The following is a 17,100-nucleotide window of genomic DNA, read 5'->3' on the forward strand; positions in this document are numbered from 1 at the left end:
TTGATTAGTCTCTACCTTCCACTTTTGAGAGTAGAGGTAGAGTGACCTCCTTCAGTCCCACAAGTCCTAAAATAGTTAAAAATATTTGTTGTACACCATAGAAAGCATCTGTTGGATCGTAATATTCTTTCAGTGTGTGATGCCCCCCCGAATCACCACCACCGCCAAGAGTAATGGCGGGTATTCCAAGATTGATTGGAATGTTAGAGTCGGTACTACCTGCTTCACTTAAGATTTGTTCAAAGCCAATGACAGATGTAGCAGCGACTGAAGCTTGTACTATGATAGAATCTGGTTTTTGAGTACCTGCTGGTCTATTACCTACTAGTTCTATATCTACAGTTATGTCGTTTTCTTTTTCCCAGCGAAGATTTTCTTCTTGCGCGGCTTCTTTGATGATATTTATTACTTTTTCTTCTAAAGCCACTAATTCGTCTTGAGAGTTAGAACGCAAATCAATAACCATTTCACCCACTTCAGCTATTGTATTGACAGAAGTACCTCCGTTAATTAAGCCCACATTATACGTTGTTTTGGGGTTAACGGGTACTTCTAAAGAAGCTATTTTCGCAATTGCTCTTCCAAGTGCATGAATGGGACTTGGCGTTCCAAAGTTTCCAAAACTATGTCCCCCCGGTCCTCGATATGAAACTTTATATCTTTTACTACCTGTTCCTAAATAGATTACTCGATCGGGTTCACCTGGTTCGATAGAGATAAACCCATCAATATCATTCCGATTTTCAAAAAAGGTTTTTACACCTAGCAAATCTCCTAGTCCCTCTTCACCCACTGTAGCACCTACAAGCAAGTCTCCTTCTGTTTGAATATTGGCATCGTTCAAAGCCCTTATTATTGTAAGTACAGAAGCTAACCCTCTGCCGTCATCAGCAATTCCAGGAGCAAATACTTTCCCGTCTTTTTTTTTTGCGACAGTATCCGTCCCTTCCGGAAATACTGTATCCAGATGGGCACACAAAACTAAAGTTGGGCCCTTACCTGTTCCCCTACGGATTCCAAATACATTACCAACCTCGTCTATTTCGACATTCTCAATTCCTAAGTTTCTTAATTTATTTTGGTAGTATATACCACGATTTTCTTCCTGAAATGTAGGTGCTTGTATGGCTGTAAGTTCAATCTGTTCATTTGTTGTAAAATCGTTATCTTTCTCTAAAAAAGAAAGTCCTTTTTCGACTTGGGAATTTGTACGGAGTAATTTGTAAACTTCTTGCACCTCAGAGGATAAATTATATTCTTGTTTTGACATTTCCATTACTTGCTTTTCCCTCATGAATGAACCCCTCCAAATTCTCGAAGTTATGATTAAAGAACTCCACAATTTTTGTATTCATTGTAATATGATTGGCTAATTTCTCCGTTTGGTGACCTTCATCTTCAAATATGATTAATTCAACGTCTTTTTCCATTTCACGCATTTCTTTTGTTAGTTGCTCCGCTTCACTAACTGGAACTCTCGTATCATTTTGACCATGAAAGACTAACAAAGGTGCTTGAATTTGAGCCAGATGATTTAAAGGTGCAATTTCTTCGAAAAATTCATCATCCACTCCGAGTGTTCCATATTCACATTCTCTTAACTTTCTACGCCAAGGGCCTGTATTCTCCAAAAAGGTTTTAAAGTGAGAAATTCCAACAATATCAACACCTGCTGCCCACAATTTCGGATAGTGAGTTAAGGCGGCTAGCACCATGAATCCCCCATAACTTCTGCCCATTATTCCAATTTTATGGCGGTCTATCGATTTAGAATGAACAAGATCTTCCACTAAACTCGCAAGATCCGCTACAGCATCCATTCTTTTTCTTCCGTCATCTAACTGAACATATTTTCGACCATACCCCATGCTCCCCCTTACGTTGGGAGCTACTACCGCAAAGCCTTTAGAGATTAAATACTGAATAACAGGATTAAAATCAGCCCTAATTTGGCTTTCGGGTCCTCCATGTACATAAATAACAGTAGCTTTCGGGTTTTGTTCCTTCGAATAATAAAAATAAGGGACTTCTAATCCGTCAAAGGACTTGAACTTACATACTTCCGGCTGTATCCAAAGATGCTCTATTTCTTCTGCAACCCCAAAATACGTTAGTCGTTCGGCTTTCTTCTCTTGTACATCGTATGCCCAAATATCACCGGGCATAGTAGCACTTTTTAGCGCGAATATAAAACGATTATCATCCATCCAACTAACCGAATCAATTACCCCGCGCGGGACGCCTTCTACCTGGTTAACATCATTTGTTAGAAGGTTATAATTTTTAATAATCGAAGTTCCACCTGCATTTACATTCACGAGAAGCGTTTCCATGTTAGACGACAAGGATATTTCTTCTATATCCCATAGAGGTTCATGTAATAACTTTTCCAACTTTCCAGGTTGATCGATAAAAAATCGGTAAACGGCTAAATGGTCCATTTCAAAGTCTGATAAAATATATCCAGTTTTTCCATCCTTCGATAACACTAAGGATTGATATCTTGCAAAGCCACTATCAGGTCCTATTTTCGTCAATTCTTTTGTATCAATATTTAAAATATAAAATGAGCTATCAATATTTGTTTCTTGAATACTAATTACAATATCCTTATGGCTTTCATTCACCCAACAAATTGGCATACAATTTCCATCGTATTCAAATATCATTTCTTCTTTCCTTGTGACAAGGTCAAGGGCGAAAATATCAAAGCAACCACTATTTCGTCGATTGCTTGAATACATAATTTTACTTTCATCAGAGGACCAGCCACCAAAGTTATGAAAATGATTTGGCGATAAAACAAGTTCTTCGTAGTTCCCTTCTTCATCCATCAAATAGAATTGTTGTTTTTCATTCCCTTTAAAGTCCATTCCCATTATTGTTCGACTTTCAGATGGTGAATGGAATACAGACATGATTCGATCTTCAAAATCACCGAATACTTGTACAGTGCCGTCATTGCCATTCCAAATATATGCTTGAGGCATTCCAGTTTTTTTACTTAGAAAAGTGAATTTGTTTTTTCCTGATATTACAGCCGGGCCATAACCGTTAACTATATTCAAATAAAGCGAGAGTTTCTCTTCCATTTTTACACCTCTTCATTTTTATATAATCCAATAATCCAACGCTAAACAGACTAACGAAATACCTAAAGTGGTAATTGAAACAACAGCAGCCAATCTTTTCATCACTTCTTTAACAGATAGTTTCCATTCGTTCAGTTTATAATCGCTCTCCGCAAGTTCTTCCGCTCTTTTCGAAGACCTGGATTGCGGAAATATTAAATAGTTTATTTTTTTAAATCCATTGGTAAATAAATTCAGAAATTTAGACTGAATTATATAAATAACTGAATAAATAAGTAACGCTATAAGACCTACAATAAATGTTAAATTAGTAATCTCAAGTAATGACAGGTTTCCTAATTTACTGATCAACAGCCATACGATAAAACTAAAGCTAGCAATAAAAACATTTACCTTCATAATTTTCTCCTCTGCAATTCATTTAACTTAAAACAACCCTCTATCAACCAAAAAAGACAGAGGGTTGTTCAATTATTATTTTCCTGTTACTTCTGCCCACTTCATGAATGGAAAACGGTTAACATAATTAGCCGCGCCTTTAATATTTTCGTTCGTTAAATACGTGTTTGTATAGAAGTAAACTGGCATCATTGGGAAGTCAGCCATTAAAATTTCTTCAGCCTGATGAAGTAACTCATAGCGTTTTGCTGTATCTTGTTCTACTTTAGACTCTGCCATTAGACGATCAAAGTCATCATTGACCCAACCTGTACGGTTATTCGGGCTATCCCCTAAATAGTAATCTAAGTTCACTACAGGATCTACAAACACTCCAACCCATCCCATACGCGCCATTTGGAAATTATGTGTTTTCGTTGTTTCTAGATATGTTTTCCATTCCTGATTCGCAAGCTTGATGTCCACACCAATATTTTGCTTTAACATTTCTTGAACTGCTTCTGCGGTTTTCTTATGGTTTTCATCTGTATTGTATAACAGTGTAACTTCCGGAAGAGTAGTCCAACCTTCTTCAGCCATACCTTCTTCTATTAATTTTTTTGCCTTATCGAAATCCTCTTCAAAATAATCTCCGCCAACTTCACGGAAATCTCCTTCCGGCGTATCAGCTCCAATTGGAACCATTCCGTACGCAGGAATTTCTCCGGCTAAGGTAACATTTTCTGTTAAAACTTTACGATCAATTGCCATACCAAATGCTTTACGTACCTTTTCATTTGTAAATGGTTCTTTCTCCACGTTAAACATGTACATATATGTTCCATAATAAGGGGCAATTTCAAAGTCTTCATTACCTTTTTCAGATTCAATTACATCCGTCGGTAAACTCTTAATGAAATCAAGTTCCCCAGTTTTGTACATTTGATAGTATGTTGTTGCTTCACTAACCATTTTGAATGTTATTTTGTCCAAATTCACACTATCTTTATCATAGTATTCATCGTTTTTCTCAATAACAACCTCACTGTCATGTTCCCAAGCTGTCATTTTGAATGGCCCATTACTTACATATGTTTTAGCTTCAGCAGACCAACTTTCATTGCTAGCAACTAGTTCTTCTTTTATTGGATAAAATGTCCACATTGTTAACAATGTTTCAAAATAACCAAGTGGCTCGTTTAAAGTTACTTCTAATGTTTTTTCATCTAATGCTTTTACGCCAACGTCTTCTGCTTTAACGTTTCCTTTGTTATACTCTTCCGCGTTTACTAAGTAATACAAATAGAATGCAAAAGAACTTCCCGTGTCGGGATTAAGAACGTGTTTCCAAGCAAATTCAAAATCATTAGCTGTCAATGGACTTCCGTCAGACCATTTTGCACCATCACGAATTGTGAATGTGTACGTCTTCCCATCCTCTGAAACATCTGTTTTCTCTGCTAATCCTGGAACTGTTTTTCCATCTTTATCACGTGTGTAGAGCCCTTCAAATATATGGTCTAAAACCCAACCTGATGTTGTATCTGTTGCTAATGCCGGGTCAATTGCTGGAGGCTCACTTCCCGCGTTTACTACAATTTCTTGTTTTTCTGCTTTTTTGGATGATGAATCACTAGTGTCACTACTATCTTTATCACTACATGCAGCAAGAACAGCTGAAAGTGCTAGGATAGTAATCATTAATAATAAAATTTTCTTCAATTTAATAACCCTCCCTTATGTTTGTAAAAATACGTAATGTTGTAACCTTTTTTTCTAAAATGTCACAATTAAGAATATAAATGACATGCTGTCCAGTGTTTATCTTCCACCTCCTTCCATTGAGGTTCGATTTTTGCACATATATCCATTGCATGCGCACAACGTGTTCTAAATCGACACCCACTAGGCGGGTTGACTGGACTCGGAGGATCTCCTTTAAGGACAATACGGTCTCGCTTAATCGAACTAGGATCAGCAATGGGAATCGCCGACATTAACGCTTGTGTGTAAGGATGCAAAGGCTTTTTAAACAAATCATCACTGCTAGCCAACTCCATCATCTTCCCCAAATACATTACTCCAATGCGGTCACTAATGTGTTTGACCATTCCTAAATCATGTGCAATGAATAAATAAGTCAGTTGCTCTTTTTCTTTTAAGTCCTCTAATAGGTTGATTACTTGCGCTTGTATAGAAACATCTAAAGCTGAAATTGGTTCATCCGCCACAATAAACTTGGGTTGAACGGCTAGCGCTCTTGCAATCCCGATACGCTGTCTTTGTCCCCCACTAAATTCATGAGGGTACCGGTGAGCATGCTCGGGTCGGAGCCCAACTTTTTCTAGCAAACTATAAACGATTTCAAGTCTTTTCTTTCCTTTGGCCAATTTGTAACCATCAATGCCTTCAGCAATAATTTCACCGATTCTCATTCTCGGATTCAATGACGCATGCGGGTCTTGAAATATTATTTGCATTTCACGGTTCATTTCACGTTGTTCTTTCTTGTTTAATCCAGTAAACTCTTTTCCTTCGAATAAGATTGATCCGGAAGTAGGCGAGTCCAATCCGACGACTAATTTCCCGAGACTAGATTTCCCGCTTCCACTCTCTCCAACTAACCCAAGCGTTTCACCTTTATAAATACTTATTGAAATATCATCAACAGCTTTGACCGTTTTTTTATCTGCAACGGGAAAATATCTTTTTAAATTCCCGATTTCTACTAACGCTTCACCCATATAAATACCTCCCTAACGCAAGAACTTCTTCAGCATTTGGTGATTGCTCATCATTTAGCCAACATTTCGCGGAATGACTTGAACTAATTTCATAATCTACGGGCATTTGGTCAATGCAAATATCCATTGCATATTTACATCTTGGTGCAAATGGACATCCCTTTGGTGGGGCAAATAAGTCAGGGGGTGAACCTTCAATTGGAATTAATCTTTCCTTCGTTGTGCTATTGAAATCCGGAATAGACTCCATTAATCCCCAAGTATAGGGGTGCTTTGGTTTTTCAAAAATCTCATGAACTGTCCCTGTTTCCACAATTACCCCTGCATACATGACCGCTACTCTTTCAGCAGTTTCAGCAACTACGCCTAAATCATGTGTGATTAAAATAATGGCCGTATCTGTTTTTTCTTTCAACTCAATCATTAATTTCAGCACTTGTGCTTGAATCGTTACATCCAGTGCCGTTGTTGGTTCATCCGCGATTAGCAATTCAGGTTTACATGCTAATGCAATTGCAATCATCACCCGCTGACGCATTCCACCACTAAACTCATGAGGATATTGGTCATAACGCTGCCCTGGATTAGGTATTCCTACTAGTTTAATCATATTTATAGCTTGTGCTTTCGCATCCTGTTTACTTATTTTTTGATGAATGATCAAGCCTTCTGCTATTTGGGATCCTATCTTCATCGTCGGATTAAGAGAGGTCATTGGATCTTGAAAGATCATACTGATTTTGGAACCTTTTAATTTCCGCAATTCACTTTTCCTTAATTTCAATAGGTTCTGCCCTTTATAATGAATAGAACCGCTTTTTATATCGGCAACGCTTGTCGGCAATAAGCCCATTATTGTTTGTACGGTGACACTTTTTCCGCTCCCGCTTTCACCTACAATAGCAAGGATTTCACTTTTGTTAATGTGAAATGAAACATCACGAACAGCCTTAACTTCACCACCGTATGTTCTAAAATTCACTTTCAAATTTTTCACTTCCAATAATTGTTCCATTCGTACACCTCCCTACTTTCTATCTCTTGGGTCTAATGCATCTTGAATACCATCTCCAAAAACGTTAAATGCAAACATAGTAAGTGAAATTAGGAAACCTGGGAAGAAGAGTCTCCACCAATGACCACTTAAAATAACACCTAGCGCGTCATTCGCCATCGTCCCCCAACTCGCAAACGGCGCTTGAACTCCTAATCCTAAGAAGCTTAAAAATGATTCTGCAAAAATTGCTGTCGGAATAGTAAATGTTAAATTGACAATAATAATCCCCATCGTATTTGGCAATAGATGTCTCGAAATAATTTTCGTGTGAGATGTACCCAATTTTTCCGCAGCTTGGACATATTCCTGCGATTTCAATTGGAGGATTTGTCCCCTAATTATTCGGGCCATACCGACCCATCCCGTAACGGACAGGGCAATAATAATAGCTGTTATTCCTGGCTCCATGATAACCATTAATAAAATAACGATTAATAAATATGGAATTCCGTAAAGCACTTCAACAATTCTCATCAATATACCGTCAATGCGATCGCCTTTCTTTCCGCGACCAGCCATATACCCGGAAACGCCACCGACAATTACTCCTAATATCAGATCGATAAGGGCTGCTACAATACCGATTATTAGGGAAACCCTAGCTCCATACCAAGACCTTGCCCACATATCCCTGCCTAAATTATCCGTTCCGAACCAATGATCCGCTGAAGGAGGCATGTTCGTTTTTGTAAGACTTTGCTCAGAAGGAGAATACGGCACCATTGACGGTCCAAATAAAGCTAGGAATACAATAATTGCCAATAAAAAGAATCCTAATAATGCTAACTTGTTTTTCACGATACTTAGAAATGTATCCTTCCATATACTTAAACTAGGACGTTGAATATCATCAATTACCTTTTTACTAGGATCTACAGGAGTAAATAAGGCATTTTCAGCTTGTTTAATTACCACGTTATCCCTCCTTACTTGTAAGACTAATTCTAGGGTCAATAAGTCTGTATGAGATATCTATCAGGAAAAGTGTAACTACCAAAATAACACTGAAGAAAATCGTTGTTCCCATGATGACCGGATAATCCCGATTAAATATACTATCTACGAAATAGCGGCCAATGCCAGGGATAGCAAAAATCTTTTCAATTACAAACGTTCCAGTAATCAGCGATGCGAATAAGGGACCTATAAAAGATACAACTGGCAGAATTGCATTACGAATGCCGTGTTTGATAACGATTCCGGCTGTACTTAACCCTTTTGCATCTGCAGTTTTAATATAATTCGCATTCATAACTTCAATCATACTCGACCTCATAAATCGGGCAACGACCGCAAGGGGCATGGAAGCTAATGCGATTGATGGTAGCACTGTATGTTTCCAAGTTCCCCAAGTCGCAACTGGAAATAGCTCCCACTCTACAGCAAAGAACTTTATCAACAACGGAGCTAAAATAAAACTTGGGATTGATATTCCAATAATTGCTACGATCATCGCAAAATAATCGATGAACCGATTATGATAGAGTGCTGCAATTATTCCGAGGAATAGCCCAAAAACAAGTGCGATGACGAGTGCCTGAGCTCCTAGTAATGCTGAAGGGGGAAACCCAGATAAAATGATGTCATTTACCGATCTTGTTCGGGATTGTATAGATGGGCCTAAATCCAGCGTAACTAAATCCTTTAGGTATAGCACATACTGTACCGGGATTGGTTTATCCAGATTATATTTTGCCCTCATGTTATTTAAAACTTCCTCTGGCAATACGTCAGCATCAGAAGCAAATGGATCACCCGGAATAAACTTCATCATCACGAATGTTAAAGTTGCAATAACCCATATCGTTAAAATCATTGTGAAAAACCGCTTCAATATATACATTCGAATTTCCGCCTCCGTTCACTAATACATCAATTATTCAGTTTACTTGATATGAACTTTTTGATACTTCTAATTGAATCATAGTGTTAAGTTCAGTAACTTCACTATGTTCATATAACGAAAGAATCAACTCCGTTATCTGCTCCTGATTTGCCGCTGCAACTTGAATTAGAAGAGGATAATCTCCCGTAGTAACTGTGATATATCTGATATGCTGGATCTCTTTTAAGTCTGCAATTACTTTATATAAGCCGTTTGCTTTAATTTTAAGTTGAATAATAGCCCCTTCCTTTAACCCAATTGTGATGGGGTTTATTTTACCTACAATTTCCAATATACCGCTATCAATTAAATTCATATATCTCATTCTGATTGTTTTTTCTGTTACCTCAAGGAGTTTCGACAAATCTCTAAATGACATGCGTCCATCTTTTGACAATAACTTAATGATATTTTTATCTAAATCATCTATACTACTTTTCACTATCCACCAACTTTCTGTATAAATTTTCAAATTTAATACCTATAAAAAGGACTATTATGCAAATAAAGACTCAAAACAATACAAAATTCTAAGTTTTGTATCGTAAAAAGATATGTTATAGGTTAGTATATATACAAACCTTTCAGAAATCAATCAATTTTCAAATTATTAAAGGAGGATATTAGATGTTAATTATAAAAAATGCTAAAATAGTCACTGTTTCATCTAAAACGATTGAAGAGGGCATGATGTTGATAAAAAACGGAAAATTTATATCCATTGGAAAAGTTTTGGAGATTCCTTTAGGAGCGGAAGTCATTGATGCACGAGGAAATATAGTGACCCCCGGTTTAATCGATGTACATACTCATTTAGGCGTAAATGAAGAAGGTGGAGGTCGCGATGGACACGATTTTAATGAGTTAAGTTCAGAAGTTACGCCAGAAGTGAGGGCTTTGGATGGAATACTTCCAAGTGATAAAGGATTTGAAGATGCAAGGAATTCGGGTGTCACTACCGTACAAATTATGCCAGGAAGCGCCAATATTATTGGCGGAGAAATGGTGGTATTAAAAACCATAGGCAATGTGGTCGATCAAATGGTTATTAGAAATCCATCCGGTTTAAAAGCAGCGACGGGTGAAAATCCGAAAAAATTCCATGGTGAAAAAGGGAGAGCCGGTTCCACCAGAATGGGAGTTGCGGGTCGCCTAAGAGAAAAACTAATTGAAGGCCTCAACTATATAAATAAATCTGAAAGTGATACTTTTGAAAGAAATCTTGGATTAGAAAATATAGCAAAAGTTTTGAGGAAAGAAATACCTTTAAGAGTCCATGCCCATCGTGCCGACGATATTGCAACAGCCCTACGAATTAAAAGAGAATTTAACATCGACATGACAATAGAACATTGTACAGAAGGACATAAAATTTCAAGTTTCATCGCGGAACACGATGTAATGGTTTCCGTAGGTCCAACAATGTCTACAAGGTCAAAACAAGAACTTAAAGATAAAGGTTGGAATACTTTAGTAGAACTTGTTAACGAAGGTGTCCAAATTTCAATAACTACAGACCATCCAGTAGTTAGTATTGAACATTTAAGAACGAGCGCAATTCTAGCTGTAAAGAACGGACTTTCAGAACAGATAGCACTCGAAGCGATTACGTTGAACTCTGCTAAACACATTGGAGTTGGTGATCGTGTAGGTTCAATCGAAGAAGGTAAAGATGCAGACTTCGTTATTTGGAACGGAGATCCCTTTGACTTGAGAACAAGTGTCCACTCAACATTTATAAATGGTAAATGCGTATTTTCCTCCTAACTATAAAAGTCGACCAGAGTTTAGATCCCTCTACACTGGTCGACTTTTCAATGATTTCTCCATCTTTTGCTTAATTAATATGGTTCTTCACATAATCTTTAACCGTTTCTATAAATTTCTCATGCTCATCTTTCATTACTCCATGACTGCTTTCCTCAAAAATAACCAATTGACTGTTTGGTATCTGTTCATTCATAAAGATAGAACCCTCAACTGGTGTAATCCAATCATGTCTTCCGGCAATAATTAATGTGGGTACGTTTATAGATGGTAAAAAGTCGACTACATTATAGTCTCTTAAAAAACCACCAAATCCTTCATTTAATGCTTCATATGAGCGATTAGATCTCTTACTTGCATTTTCTCTTGATAAGTTTTCCTCGACCGACTCTTTATGGCTATATGAATATAAGGGAGCCATAATTTCATAATACTGTTCTTGTTGCTCGCTAGATGTAAATGCACCATCCCATAGTACTTGTGCCATTTCTTTTTGTTTAGGCGTCCCTTTTTGATTCACAATTTCTTTTGCCTTGTCAGTAAAGGTACTACTCGGTGCCGTTACAACAAGCAATAATGACTTTACGTTTTCTTGATATTTTTTAGCGTATTCCAAAGCAACCATTCCCCCATAGGATTGGCCCAATAGAACAATTTCATCTAACCCTAAGTATTTTCTTAGTTCCTCTATATCTTCGACATTATTTTTCAATGTATATGTAGATTGTGAGCCCCTTTCAGATCTACCGCTTCCCCGATTATCGATATAAATGAGTTGCATTACTTCCGTCAGAGGACTCAATGCTGGTTTAAAGACTGTATGATCTCCCCCCGGACCTCCATGCAATACTAAACAAACCGGTTTTTCCCTCATTATTGGCCCTTCAGGTACAAACCCAGCTCCTTCTACATCAAAAAACAGCTTAATTCCATTAACTTGTGCGAACATTTTAAAACCTCCATTGATAAGATACATTTAAACTTATTTCGCCATTTCGGGAACTATACCTCTTTGTAGTGAAAGAACAAAAGTTGGATTTACAAAAATTCATGTATCCAATACAAAAGATTGAATAGCTACTACTCCCAAAAGAAATATATCTATTTAATGTCCCATGTGAAATTACTCCGTATTGAAGACTAACATTGGAGTCAATATAAAAAAGTGTTACTTCATCTGCACGAACGCTTACATCGGAAGCAATGTATACATTATCTTGAATGAAAACATCACCGATGACATGAGGAGTGGACTAATAAGTGCCATGCATCAATAATCGGATAACGACGAACGGAATTAAAAGTAGTGATTGGATTAGAATTTATGAACAGTTTAAAACAATTGGAACCGTCTTTAGACGACAATTCTGAATCCGTTTCTCCTCTCAATCAGGCACCTCTTTCATAATTCATTTTCTCGCCATTTTATGCGAAAGAGAATGATTGAGATCATTTTTCAGGCATAGTAATTGGTGTGTAAGATTTACTAATGACATATCGACAAACTTTATAATAAGAAAAAAATTTACCTAACAAAAAATTGGCCGCACGGAAAAGTCTGAATGCCTACGACTTTCCCATACAGCCTACTCTCTATTTCAACTCTTCTAAAGTAGTAAATAAGCAATTGGAGTTACAATAATAAGTGTTAAAATCACTCGTATAACCCAAAGTGTGACGAGCTGAGGAATTGAAATCGGAATTTCCGTCGATACAACACAAGGGATAAATGCCGAGAAAAAGATTATGCCCGAGACAGAGACAACCGCGACAACAAACTTCACAATGAGTACAGATTCCGTCACTAATAATGCCGGCAAGAACATTTCCGCAATGCCAAGTGCACTTGCCTTTGCAATGAGCATCGGTTCCGGTAGCTGTAAGGCTAATGTGAATGGATAAAAGATATATCCAATCCAATCAAATATAGGTGTAAATTCGGCCAATACTAATCCCAGTAAGCCAATCGATAAAATGGACGGAAGAATAGCCATCGCCATGATCAGGCCGTCTTTTACATTCACTCGGATATTCTCGAGTAAACCTGGCGAATCAGCTACTGTCGCCCTCGCTTCACTCCACGCTGCCTTCAAACGACTTCCTGTAATTTCAGCTTCCGGTTGCGGAGTTGTCCCCTCATAATATTCATCTTTGATTTTGGATAATGGCCAAATTCTCACGGTGATCGCTGTTACTGCAAACGTTACAACGAGCGTCACCCAAAAATAAGTGTTCCACATTTCCATCAATCCTAATGTTTTAGCAACAATGACCATGAATGTCGCCGAAACGGTTGAGAAACCAGTCGCTATGATTGCCGCTTCCCTCGCCGAATATTTCCCTTCTTTATAAATTCGGTTTGTGATTAACAGTCCTAACGAATAACTGCCGACAAAGGACGCTACGGCATCAATTGAAGAACGACCCGGTGACTTCCAGATGGGACGCATAATCGGTTTTGCCAATACACCGACAAATTCAAGGAGTCCGTATCCAACTAAAAGGGCGAGGAAACCTGCACCAATGGGTACAAGTAGACCAACGGGAATGACAAGTTTATTGAATAGAAAAGGGCCCATATTCGGATCAAATAACCATGCCGGACCAAACTGAAAAACAAGCATTATCCCGACGATTAGCCCCATAATATTGAACAGCGAAAAAATGGTATCAACATTTGATTTCTTCCATTTCCCCGATATAAATGGGTAGACAGCACCCGCTGCAATTACGAGCAGTGCATAATATGGTAAAGCCGGTGTAGCATATGTTTGAATAAACGTGACGATATGATCTAGCATAATGGAGTTTTTCCCTGCCATAGTAACAGGAATAAAAAACATGAAGGCGCCAATAATACTATATACAAAGAACTTCCACATTTGAGGGGCTCTTTGCATAGTACCTTCTATTTGTCTTTTCACCTCTTGATTTGTTGTCATACTTAAACCCCTTCCCTCTTCCCCTTATTCTTCAACAGTCCGGTTTATCTTGACTGGAAACCCCTACCACCTGCACGCCTTTTTTCCACACGGACTTTACATGATTAACACCAAAGAAGTACTGGATTTCTTGATAGTTTTTCGCATCCCATAAGACGATATCCGCCTGTTTCCCCACTTCAAGCGAACCCACTTTGTCTTCACACTTAATGGCACAGGCTGCGTTATACGTAGCGGCTGTCAATGCCTCAGCAGGCGTCAGTCGCATAGAAATACAAGCTAAGTTCATGACAAGTGGCATGGACGTTGTTGGTGATGAACCGGGATTGCAGTCCGTAGAAATGGCGACAGCAACGCCTTCATCAATCATTTTACGTCCATCTGCTGCTTGTTCACGCAAATACAGCGCGGTTGCAGGTAGCAGGCAAGCAATCGTACCTGCTTCCGCCATTGCCCGGATTCCTTCATCGGAAGCTTTCAGTAAATGTTCCGCCGAAATAGCACCGACCTTTGCTGCAAGCTCTGCCCCGCCGTATGATTCAATTTCATCGGCATGGATTTTCGGAATAAGCCCCAATCGTTTACCTGCTTCCAATACGCGTTCTGATTGTGCAGGTGTATAAACGCCTTTTTCACAGAACACATCGTTAAATACCGCAAGCTTTTCTTTGGCAATCACAGGCAACATTTCATTAATTATTAAATCGACAAATTCGTCTTCCCGCCCTTTGTATTCAACCGGAACAGCATGCGCCCCCATAAAGGTCGGCACGATATCGATTGCATGTGTTTCCTGCAATGTCTTCATCACACGGAGTTGCTTTAACTCCGTGTCCAAATCCATTCCATAACCGCTTTTCCCTTCGACTGTCGTAACACCGTGTTCAAGGAATAAATCGAGTCGTCGTGTCGTTTGTTCGATCAATTGCTCTTCCGATGCCCCACGTGTCATCCTCGTTGTCGCATGAATGCCGCCGCCCGCATTCATAATATCCATGTATGTCGAACCTTCTAAACGCATTTCAAATTCACGTTCACGACTGCCTCCGTAAGCAACATGCGTATGGGGATCGACTAACCCAGGGGTAACTAGATGGCCCGTAGCATCTGCAATTTCCGCCTCATGTAAACGGTCTGCATAACGTTTTTCCAGATCTGTTGTTGTTCCAACTGCTTGAATAATGCCATCTTCTATCCATAAACTGCCGTCTTCCAGTATGCCGAGATCGGACATCGCTTCTTTGGAGCGAGGTCCTTTCTTGGCGGAAAGGAGCGTCGCCAGCTGAGCTGCATGTTTAATCCAGAGAGGTTTTGTCATTGTTGATCATTTCCTTTAGCAAGCATTGGAATGTTAACTCCTTTTTCACGAGCCGTTCGTTCAGCAATTTCATAGCCCGCATCCGCATGGCGTGCAATGCCCATACCTGGATCTGTCGTCAACACACGCTCAAGTCGAATTTCCGCTTCTTTCGTTCCATCTGCCACAATGACCATTCCGGAGTGAATTGAATAGCCCATGCCGACACCACCACCGTGGTGTAATGAAACCCATGTTGCTCCACCAACTGCATTGATCATGGCATTTAAAATCGGCCAATCCGCCACAACATCTGATCCGTCTTTCATCGCTTCTGTTTCACGGTTCGGAGATGCAACAGATCCTGAATCCAAATGGTCACGACCGATAACGATCGGTGCACTTAATTCACCGCTTGCCACCATATCATTAATGATTTTCCCAAAGCGCGCGCGCTCCCCGTAACCGAACCAGCAAATGCGAGCTGGTAGCCCCTGGAATTCGATTTTGTCCTGTGCCATACGAATCCAATTGCAAAGGTGTTCGTTATAGCTGAACTCACGTAAAATCGCTTCATCTAATTTATAAATATCTTCCGGATCACCTGATAATGCAACCCAGCGGAAGGGACCTTTCCCTTCGCAAAATTGCGGACGGATATAAGCAGGCACAAAACCTGGGAAGTCGAATGCATTTTCCACGCCTTCATCTTTCGCGACTTGTCGGATGTTATTGCCATAGTCAAATGTGATTGCACCTTTGTCCATCAAGTCAAGCATCGCCTGAACATGTACAGCCATTGACGTTTTTGACAGTTTCACATATGCTTCCGGATCATTCGTACGAAGGACCTCAGCCTCTTCTAACGACATGTTTGTAGGTATGTAACCGTTCAATGGATCATGTGCGGACGTTTGATCTGTTAGCACATCGGGCGTGAAATTGCGCGCAATCATTTCAGGTAAAATTTCAGAAGCGTTGCCAAGTAAGCCGATTGATAATGCTTTTCCTTCTTTTTTAGCTTCTTCGGCCAGACGGATAGCTTCATCCAATGAATCCGTTTTCACATCTGTATAGCGTGTTTCAATCCGACGATCAATGCGCGTCTCATCCATTTCAATGCCGATACAAACACCACCCGCCATCGTCACTGCAAGCGGTTGTGCGCCCCCCATGCCGCCAAGCCCCGCGGTTACAGTAATCGTACCTTGTAAACTACCATTGAAATGCTTCTTGGCAAGTTCTACAAATGTTTCATATGTACCTTGTACAATCCCTTGTGATCCAATATAAATCCAACTTCCCGCTGTCATTTGTCCATACATCATTAACCCTTTTTTATCGAGTTCATGGAATGTCTCCCAATTTGCATACGCCGGAACAATATTTGAGTTTGCTATAAGAACACGCGGTGCATCTGAATGCGATTTAAAAACCGCAACCGGTTTACCCGATTGAACAAGTAGCGTTTCATCATTTTCCAATTCTTTAAGTGATTTAACAATCGCATCAAAGCTCTCCCAGTTCCGAGCGGCTTTCCCGATACCCCCATAGACCACTAGTTTATCAGGGTGCTCAGCCACTTCTGGATCCAAGTTATTCATTAACATACGAAGTGCCGCTTCTTGTGCCCACCCCTTTGTATTCAATTCTGTCCCTCTATAACGAACTACTTTTTCTTCTGCAATCGCTTTCATAAGTAATACCTCCCATTTGTTTGTAATTTCATTATATACGGAAGGTTCAGTTATTGTTTTATAATTTAACGCTATTTTTATGTTTTGTTTACAACAAATTATTGAATTCCTGTTTTTTTATAATTAATCTCACTAAAATAACCTCTTTCATAAAATAGGGAGGAGGATGTTCGCCGATTCACACCATTCCATATGCCAAAGGTGTGCAGTTTTTAAATTAATTGTAGAGCGAAATGTAACT

14 protein-coding genes are annotated in these 17,100 nt (G+C 39.1%); 1 reads left to right on the top strand and 13 read right to left on the bottom strand.

The features are described from left to right. Positions 1-4 precede the first annotated feature (4 nt). The 9 genes from MKZ11_RS00595 to MKZ11_RS00635 form a co-directional block, all read right to left on the bottom strand. Positions 5-1,294, bottom strand: coding sequence for a M20/M25/M40 family metallo-hydrolase (locus MKZ11_RS00595; protein WP_340792142.1), 1,290 nt, complete (start codon positions 1,292-1,294; stop codon positions 5-7). Beyond that, positions 1,251-3,092, bottom strand: coding sequence for a S9 family peptidase (locus MKZ11_RS00600; protein WP_340792143.1), 1,842 nt, complete (start codon positions 3,090-3,092; stop codon positions 1,251-1,253). Before MKZ11_RS00600 ends, MKZ11_RS00595 begins: the two co-directional genes overlap by 44 nt. Before the next feature lie 18 nt (positions 3,093-3,110). Continuing rightward, positions 3,111-3,491, bottom strand: a complete 381-nt coding sequence (locus MKZ11_RS00605) for a DUF3899 domain-containing protein (RefSeq protein WP_340792144.1) — start codon at positions 3,489-3,491, stop codon at positions 3,111-3,113. A 75-nt stretch (positions 3,492-3,566) separates the two neighbouring features. Continuing rightward, positions 3,567-5,192: a peptide ABC transporter substrate-binding protein gene (locus MKZ11_RS00610; protein ID WP_340792145.1), complete on the bottom strand. Its 1,626-nt coding sequence runs from the start codon at positions 5,190-5,192 to the stop codon at positions 3,567-3,569. Between the two features lie 68 nt (positions 5,193-5,260). Next, entirely contained in the window at positions 5,261-6,214 is a 954-nt protein-coding gene (locus tag MKZ11_RS00615) for an ABC transporter ATP-binding protein (protein WP_340792146.1), read from the bottom strand. Beyond that, on the bottom strand, positions 6,207-7,229 hold the full coding sequence (locus MKZ11_RS00620) for an ABC transporter ATP-binding protein (RefSeq protein ID WP_340792147.1): 1,023 nt from the start codon (positions 7,227-7,229) through the stop codon (positions 6,207-6,209). The genes MKZ11_RS00615 and MKZ11_RS00620 overlap by 8 nt, the downstream gene beginning before the upstream one ends. 12 nt (positions 7,230-7,241) lie before the next feature. Next, positions 7,242-8,186: an ABC transporter permease gene (locus tag MKZ11_RS00625; protein ID WP_340792148.1), complete on the bottom strand. Its 945-nt coding sequence runs from the start codon at positions 8,184-8,186 to the stop codon at positions 7,242-7,244. A gap of 1 nt (position 8,187) precedes the next feature. Further along, positions 8,188-9,114, bottom strand: coding sequence for an ABC transporter permease (locus MKZ11_RS00630; protein ID WP_340792149.1), 927 nt, complete (start codon positions 9,112-9,114; stop codon positions 8,188-8,190). 37 nt (positions 9,115-9,151) lie between these two features. Beyond that, on the bottom strand, positions 9,152-9,628 hold the full coding sequence (locus tag MKZ11_RS00635; RefSeq protein WP_340792150.1) for an Lrp/AsnC family transcriptional regulator: 477 nt from the start codon (positions 9,626-9,628) through the stop codon (positions 9,152-9,154). A 155-nt stretch (positions 9,629-9,783) separates the two neighbouring features. Here MKZ11_RS00635 and MKZ11_RS00640 point away from each other — a divergent pair, with 155 nt between their 5' ends. Further along, positions 9,784-10,923, top strand: coding sequence for an amidohydrolase (locus MKZ11_RS00640; RefSeq protein ID WP_340792151.1), 1,140 nt, complete (start codon positions 9,784-9,786; stop codon positions 10,921-10,923). Between the two features lie 70 nt (positions 10,924-10,993). Here the strand turns inward: MKZ11_RS00640 and MKZ11_RS00645 are convergent, their stop codons facing one another. The 4 genes from MKZ11_RS00645 to hutU all read right to left on the bottom strand — a co-directional run bounded on the left by MKZ11_RS00645 (position 10,994) and on the right by hutU (position 16,859). Further along, positions 10,994-11,872 (bottom strand): alpha/beta fold hydrolase, encoded by an 879-nt coding sequence (locus tag MKZ11_RS00645; protein WP_340792152.1) that lies wholly within the window; start codon positions 11,870-11,872, stop codon positions 10,994-10,996. A 658-nt stretch (positions 11,873-12,530) separates the two neighbouring features. Continuing rightward, positions 12,531-13,823 (bottom strand): YjiH family protein, encoded by a 1,293-nt coding sequence (locus tag MKZ11_RS00650; RefSeq protein ID WP_340796872.1) that lies wholly within the window; start codon positions 13,821-13,823, stop codon positions 12,531-12,533. 73 nt (positions 13,824-13,896) lie between these two features. Beyond that, positions 13,897-15,183, bottom strand: a complete 1,287-nt coding sequence (hutI, locus tag MKZ11_RS00655; protein ID WP_340792153.1) for an imidazolonepropionase — start codon at positions 15,181-15,183, stop codon at positions 13,897-13,899. Beyond that, positions 15,180-16,859, bottom strand: a complete 1,680-nt coding sequence (gene hutU, locus MKZ11_RS00660; protein ID WP_340792154.1) for a urocanate hydratase — start codon at positions 16,857-16,859, stop codon at positions 15,180-15,182. The genes hutI and hutU overlap by 4 nt, the downstream gene beginning before the upstream one ends. Positions 16,860-17,100 lie beyond the last annotated feature (241 nt).

The sequence above is a fragment of the Sporosarcina sp. FSL K6-1508 genome (genome assembly GCF_038007465.1).
Lineage (GTDB): Bacteria > Bacillota > Bacilli > Bacillales_A > Planococcaceae > Sporosarcina > Sporosarcina psychrophila_B.

Coding starts and splice junctions, on each gene's coding strand:
- MKZ11_RS00595 (WP_340792142.1), bottom strand. CDS start 1,294: ATGAGGGAAAAGCAAGTAATGGAAATGTCAAAACAAGAATATAATTTA.
- MKZ11_RS00600 (WP_340792143.1), bottom strand. CDS start 3,092: ATGGAAGAGAAACTCTCGCTTTATTTGAATATAGTTAACGGTTATGGC.
- MKZ11_RS00605 (WP_340792144.1), bottom strand. CDS start 3,491: ATGAAGGTAAATGTTTTTATTGCTAGCTTTAGTTTTATCGTATGGCTG.
- MKZ11_RS00615 (WP_340792146.1), bottom strand. CDS start 6,214: ATGGGTGAAGCGTTAGTAGAAATCGGGAATTTAAAAAGATATTTTCCC.
- MKZ11_RS00620 (WP_340792147.1), bottom strand. CDS start 7,229: ATGGAACAATTATTGGAAGTGAAAAATTTGAAAGTGAATTTTAGAACA.
- MKZ11_RS00630 (WP_340792149.1), bottom strand. CDS start 9,114: ATGTATATATTGAAGCGGTTTTTCACAATGATTTTAACGATATGGGTT.
- MKZ11_RS00640 (WP_340792151.1), top strand. CDS start 9,784: ATGTTAATTATAAAAAATGCTAAAATAGTCACTGTTTCATCTAAAACG.
- MKZ11_RS00645 (WP_340792152.1), bottom strand. CDS start 11,872: ATGTTCGCACAAGTTAATGGAATTAAGCTGTTTTTTGATGTAGAAGGA.
- MKZ11_RS00650 (WP_340796872.1), bottom strand. CDS start 13,823: ATGCAAAGAGCCCCTCAAATGTGGAAGTTCTTTGTATATAGTATTATT.
- hutI (WP_340792153.1), bottom strand. CDS start 15,183: ATGACAAAACCTCTCTGGATTAAACATGCAGCTCAGCTGGCGACGCTC.
- hutU (WP_340792154.1), bottom strand. CDS start 16,859: ATGAAAGCGATTGCAGAAGAAAAAGTAGTTCGTTATAGAGGGACAGAA.